At 47.1% G+C, this 4,796-nt stretch carries 5 protein-coding genes; 1 reads left to right on the top strand and 4 read right to left on the bottom strand.

Features of this window, described 5'->3' with window-relative positions; translation table 11 throughout:
* The 3 genes from BN1234_RS08860 to BN1234_RS08850 form a co-directional block, all read right to left on the bottom strand.
* Positions 1 to 1,172 (bottom strand): ComEC/Rec2 family competence protein (locus BN1234_RS08860; RefSeq protein WP_245640135.1); only part of this gene is annotated, 1,172 nt, incomplete at its 3' end.
* Positions 1,173 to 1,233: 61 nt separating this feature from the next.
* On the bottom strand, positions 1,234 to 1,752 hold the full coding sequence (locus tag BN1234_RS08855; protein ID WP_054956304.1) for a deoxycytidylate deaminase: 519 nt from the start codon (positions 1,750 to 1,752) through the stop codon (positions 1,234 to 1,236).
* A 53-nt stretch (positions 1,753 to 1,805) separates the two neighbouring features.
* A complete protein-coding gene (locus tag BN1234_RS08850; protein ID WP_054956303.1) occupies positions 1,806 to 2,357 on the bottom strand; it encodes a ComEA family DNA-binding protein in 552 nt (183 codons plus the stop codon).
* 176 nt (positions 2,358 to 2,533) lie between these two features.
* Between BN1234_RS08850 and comER the strand changes: the two genes are divergently transcribed.
* Entirely contained in the window at positions 2,534 to 3,376 is an 843-nt protein-coding gene (gene comER, locus BN1234_RS08845; RefSeq protein ID WP_054956302.1) for a late competence protein ComER, read from the top strand.
* Here comER and leuS read toward each other — a convergent pair.
* Positions 3,357 to 4,796, bottom strand: a 1,440-nt coding sequence (gene leuS, locus BN1234_RS08840; protein ID WP_082423145.1) for a leucine--tRNA ligase, incomplete at its 5' end; no start/stop codon positions are given. The two genes, comER and leuS, sit on opposite strands and share 20 nt — an antisense overlap.

The raw sequence follows: 4,796 nt of genomic DNA, 5'->3' as shown, positions 1-4,796 counted from the left end.
AAACCCGCCGTTACAAGAAACGATAATTGAAAGCTGACATTGACGAGAAAATATGGACTCCACAAAAGCATCATCAAGGCAGCAGCGCTTAAAATATGCATCCCATCCTTCAGCAATCCCTTCCGGGCGGCGTATAAACCAATCATCCCCATCATGCCTGCCCGTACAACAGACGGGCTTGCCCCGGTCAAAAGCACATAAAGAGGTATCAAAAAGATCACTGCAGTCAATGATGTTTCCCGGGTCAAACGCAATCTCGAAAAAACAAATAACAATGAACCAACATATACCGCGACATGCATTCCGGATATCGCCAAAATATGTGTAAGACCCAGTCTGGAAAACTCGGCAAACGTATCCGGGTCCAAGTCCCCTTTCTCACCGATAATTAGACCTTTCATATATCCTGCGTTCACTCCGCTGAATACTTGATCAACGAGTCCGCCAATGTATTCACGCACCTCATCATTAAGACGGAGCACATAACTCCATTTCCATTCTTCATGCCCCTTAACCTTCACATTTTCAATACCTTTGGTCTTGAAGATCCAGTGTATCTCCTGGGTTCTCAGAAATTGGCGGTAATCGAACCCTCCAAAGTTCCGGGCAATGGAAGGCGTCTCTAATTGACCATTAATTCTCATATTATCTCCACGCCTCCACAGCAGAGCTGTATTCCTCTCCTCCTGGGTAAGCAGTTTGACTTGAACTTGAACCTTTTCCTTAAAGTCTTCCGAATAAGGATGAACACGATGGATCATAAACACGAAATCAGCCCGATCGCCATCCACCGTTACAGGAGATGCAAGGACACCTTCAGTCACTACAGATATTCCATCGTCTGCAGCTCCTGCATCCTCCAGCAGGAAACTCAGACTGCTGACATTGCGTTCATCATTCCACTCCCAGTATACGGATGAAAAGAGAAGCGCGAAGATCATACAGCCTGTATAAACAGCTCCTGCCCCCCGCCAAATGAGAGAAGCCACGAGCAGGATTGCCAGACCTATGATAATAAATATCCATTTCAAGCCTGAATACATACAAGCAGCCCCGCTGCCAAGAACCCAGCAGCAAGCAAAAACAAGCAGCGGTCTATGGGTCACTACATCCACATCTCCTCTTCTATCAATGACTTCAAAAAACAAAAAGACCTCCGGCTGCCTAAGCATCCAGAGGTCCTTCCTCAATCGTCATCCTATGTTCTTGTTGTCTATTCCATTATCCAATTCGTTAATCTGAAACCGTCATTAACGTTTCTCCCGGCGGTTCATAGCTAAGCAGCTGACGGAAGAGAATTCCCTTCTGTTTCATCATACGGCTTACTTTTTCAGTATCCTTCGGATAAGATCTATGAAAAACCACCTCAGTAATCCCGCTGTTTGCCAGCATGTTGGCACACGTCCAGCAAGGCTCGTCCGTCACGTAAACCGTACTGCCTTCCCGATCAATCCGATCTGTAAACAGCAGCAGATTCTGTTCTGCATGGATTGTTCGGATACAGCGCTGCTTCTTAATCATTTCCTCCTTGCCATTAAGCGTGACAAGCTCGTAGTCCTCAGCAATCATACATCCCGCTTCGGAACAGTCAGGGACCCCCATAGGAGCTCCATTATAAGCCGTTCCAAGCAGCTTCTTGCCCTGGACAAGCACAGCGCCCACATGGCGCCTTGGACATTGTGACCGAGTGGATACCATAAATGCGATATCCATAAAATAAGTATCCCAATCTTTTCGTTGATCTGTACTCATATGATCAGCTCACCTGTTTCCTAGTAGTTATCTGAATTCATTGTAGCACAGGGTTAAAGCCCAACGTAAGGCATCATTTTCTCCAGCATCTTAGGACCGATCCCTTTTACATTCATTAAACCCTCCACACTGCGAAACGGCCCGTTCTTCGTCCTGTAATCAATAATGGCCTGTGCTTTTTTCTCCCCGATCCCCGGCAGATCCATAAGCGTTGATTGATCAGCTGTATTGATATTGATCTTCCCTAACAGGTCAGATGTTGAAGCACGATCGTCTACTTCTGGCTCTTTAACCTCCGTAGAAGCGGCTACAGATTCCACCGCAATGGGTACTGAAACATTTTCTGAGGGCGTCGCTGCCTCACCACTCGCCTCTTTCACGGTCACTTTTGCGTCAGATGAATCTTTTTTTTTAACTTGCGTGGGAGCTTCCTTTCCGGATTCAATCCTTGGTGTGCCCTCCGTCTGCAAGCCAAGCGCTTCCTGGATTTCCGCATTGAGCGGTTCCCAGCCCTCCATCAGATGATCATTTCCTCCGGCAAACAGAATCAATCCGCAGCCAATGAATACAGTTATAATACTCCATCCCAACGGAATTCGCCTCATTCATATCTCTCCAATCCCGAACGAAATCTCCGTCCGATTATTATAAAAGCATAATATAGCAATCTAATTCTCGAATTCTTCTCCCAATCGGTCATGAATCAGTAATCCAGATGCATACATTAACGATATGAAACGGTATTTCTATGCCGTAAAGCACGAAAGGAGGAAACTCACACATGAAGGTCGGCTTTATCGGTACGGGCAGCATGGGTAACCTGCTGATCGATTCTTTCATACGATCAGGGGCTCTGCAGCCTGAACAAATACAGGTCAGTAACCGGACTCAACAAAAAGCGCTTGACCTGGCAGAACGCCATCCCGGGTTAACTGTATGCAGAAGCAATACAGAAACTGCATCACAGAGCGATTTGTTTTTTCTATGTGTTAAGCCCGGAGACTTTAAACCCGTCCTCGACGAAATTCATGAACATCTTCGAATCGGTCAGATCGCAGTATCCATAACGAGTCCCGTCCAGATATATCATCTTGAATCCTCTATCCCCTGCAAGGTGGCTAAAATCATTCCCAGCATTACCAACCAGACCGGAAGCGGCGTATCTTTATGTATCTATGGATCACGGATACAAGAAAAAGACAGGCTGCTTTTGGAAAGCCTCCTGTCTTTTATTAGCAGGCCTACCGAGGTACTGGAATCACACACACGGATTACTTCCGATTTTTCCAGCTGCGGGCCTGCCTTTTTGAGTTTTTTTGTGGAAAAATGGATTGATGCCGCGGTCGAAATGACCGGTGCCGACCGTCCTTCGCTAAATGCACTCGCCGGGGAAATGCTGCTTGGAACCGGCAGATTACTTACGGAGGAAGGTTTCTCTCCCAGACAACTTCAAGAGAGAGTGGCTGTACCTGGAGGCATCACCGCCCAAGCCCTTTCCCTGCTCGAAAATAGACTGGACGGCCTGTTTCACCAATTAATCACGACCACACACAACAAGTATGATGAGGATCTTGAAAAACTGGATAATACCTTCGGCAATGTAGTTAACCGGCCACAATATTGACCAGTTTACCCGGCACCGCAATCACTTTGCGGATACTCTTTCCTTCCAGCGCCTGCTTGACATTTGGAAGGGAGAGACTATATTCTTTCATCGCTTCCTGATCCATATCTTTAGCGATCTTGGTACGTTCTACGATTTTACCGCTAACTTGAATAACGATTTCAACTTCAGCATCCACTGTCCAGGCTTCATCGAACTCAGGCCAGGACACATAAGATATGCTTTCGCTATTACCTAAACGGCCCCACAGCTCTTCAGCCAGATGTGGCGCGAACGGAGACAGCAATTGTACAAAGTTCTCCATCGCTTTACGCGGCAGCTCATTGACCTTATAACCTTCATTAATAAAGATCATCAGCTGGCTGATCGCTGTATTAAAGCGAAGATGTTCCAAATCATCTGTTACCTTCTTGATTGTTTTATGCCAAATTCGTTTGAACTCATCCGAACCTTCGCTATTAACGATCTTGGAATTGAGCTCACCATTGTCACCGATGAAAAGACGCCAGATTCGTGACAAGAAACGGTGCATACCTTCAACACCATTGGTATTCCAAGGTTTGGTCGCTTCGAGCGGTCCCATAAACATTTCATACACACGCAGTGTATCTGCACCATATTCATTCACGATATCATCAGGATTAATGACATTACCGCGAGATTTACTCATTTTTTCATTGTTGTTACCCAGAATCATACCTTGGTTAACCAGCTTTTGGAACGGCTCTTTAGTGTCGACAACCCCCAAATCATACAGCACTTTATGCCAGAAACGGGCATACAACAGGTGCAGCACTGCATGTTCGACCCCGCCGATATACAGGTCGACAGGCAGCCATTCCTTCTGTTTCTCCTTGGAGCAGATCTCATCCGAATTGTGAGGATCGATGTAACGCAGATAGTACCAGCTGCTGCCTGCCCACTGCGGCATCGTATTGGTCTCACGGCGGGCTTTCATGCCCGTCTCGGGATCAACCGTTTCAACCCATTCCGTCACATTCGCAAGCGGTGATTCTCCTGTTCCGGAAGGCTTGATATGATCGACATCCGGCAGAAGCAGCGGAAGCTGATCCTCCGGCACGGTCTTCATCGTACCATCCTCCAGGTGGATAATTGGAATAGGCTCGCCCCAATAACGTTGGCGGCTGAACAGCCAATCCCGTAAACGGTAAGTTACCTTCTTCTGGCCTTTTCCGTTCTTCTCCAACCACTCATTCATGGCTTCAATTGCAGCCTCGTTGTCCAGACCGTTCAGGAAGTCGGAATTTACGTGTTCTCCGCTGCCGGCATACGCCTCTTCCTCTACGTTTCCGCCTTTTACAACTTCAATGATATCAAGCCCGAATTGCTTCGCAAACTCCCAGTCCCGGCTATCGTGACCCGGAACAGCCATAATTGCACCCGTACCGTAACCCGCCAG

The sequence above is a fragment of the Paenibacillus dakarensis genome (assembly GCF_001373415.1).
In the GTDB taxonomy this organism is placed as follows: Bacteria; Bacillota; Bacilli; order Paenibacillales; family Paenibacillaceae; genus Paenibacillus_AQ; species Paenibacillus_AQ dakarensis.
This window is presented reverse-complemented; position numbering and strand designations above follow the sequence as displayed.

What these genes read in the sequence shown, in the direction of transcription:
- BN1234_RS08855 (WP_054956304.1), bottom strand. Translation starts at nt 1,752, where the DNA reads ATGAGTACAGATCAACGAAAAGATTGGGATACTTATTTTATGGATATC.
- BN1234_RS08850 (WP_054956303.1), bottom strand. Translation starts at nt 2,357, where the DNA reads ATGAGGCGAATTCCGTTGGGATGGAGTATTATAACTGTATTCATTGGC.
- comER (WP_054956302.1), top strand. Translation starts at nt 2,534, where the DNA reads ATGAAGGTCGGCTTTATCGGTACGGGCAGCATGGGTAACCTGCTGATC.